Origin of the sequence: Agromyces sp. GXS1127 (assembly GCF_050565425.1) — a bacterium.
GTDB lineage: Bacteria > Actinomycetota > Actinomycetes > Actinomycetales > Microbacteriaceae > Agromyces.
Map to the genome: position 1 here is coordinate 1 of NZ_JBOCIG010000022.1, position 786 is coordinate 786.

1 protein-coding gene is annotated in these 786 nt (G+C 65.4%); it reads right to left on the bottom strand.

The features are described from left to right. Positions 1–50: 50 nt before the first annotated feature. On the bottom strand, positions 51–683 hold the full coding sequence (locus tag ACQ393_RS17605; protein ID WP_430648158.1) for a hypothetical protein: 633 nt from the start codon (positions 681–683) through the stop codon (positions 51–53). Positions 684–786 lie beyond the last annotated feature (103 nt).

Genomic DNA, 786 nt, shown 5'->3' on the forward strand with positions numbered 1-786 from the left:
CGGTCACGCAGCTTGCGGTGGACCACACGTCCTGTCGCCAGACGCCGAGTTCAGCGGCGCGCGACCTCGAGCTGCCGGATGACCCCCGCCAGCTCATCTGCCGTGAGCGGCTTCGGGATGAGAAGGCCATCACGCAGGAGCACGATCGGCACCCGGATCATCCGACCGCCACTGATGACCTCGGCAATGATCGCGTCCGGCCGGGACAAACCGTGCGCCGCCTTACCGGCCCGGTAACGCAAGTCTTCACTGCGGACCTCGGCGAGATGCACAAGTGGCTTGCCCATCCAGAATGCGAAGCGGTGCGGCTCAAGAACGACTGCCACGCCCTGGGGAGGGTGGTACCCCGGAGAGATCACGCCTACCTCGCGAAGCGCGGTGGTCTCGGCCTCATTGAGGTACGACATGAACACCAGCGCATCTGGGTAATCCGCGGTGATCCTGCGGACGGCCTTCCTTGCCGCCGCGTAACCACCACGCAGAGCTGTCACCACGATCAGGCCGGTAATTCCGAGCGAGACCACAAGGACGTCCAGCACATTGGCCCCGAGCGCGTCGCGTGCGAGGCGGTTGTCCGCGAAGAGGGATACGAGCACCCGGGCGATCAGCACGAGGGCGATCCCGATGGTCACGACGAGCCAGGTGACGCGTCGACTCGAAGACGGTGTTTGGCCCAGACTCATGCCCTAATCATTCCCGGAGCGGCGGCCACTGTCGCGCGGGTCGCCGCTACGAAGCTGGCCGAGCAACATTTGCCGGTGGAGCCTGCGTTGCACTGAAGGATCG

Bases quoted from the DNA above. Each gene is read 5' to 3' on its own strand.
- ACQ393_RS17605 (WP_430648158.1), bottom strand. From the start codon at position 683: ATGAGTCTGGGCCAAACACCGTCTTCGAGTCGACGCGTCACCTGGCTC.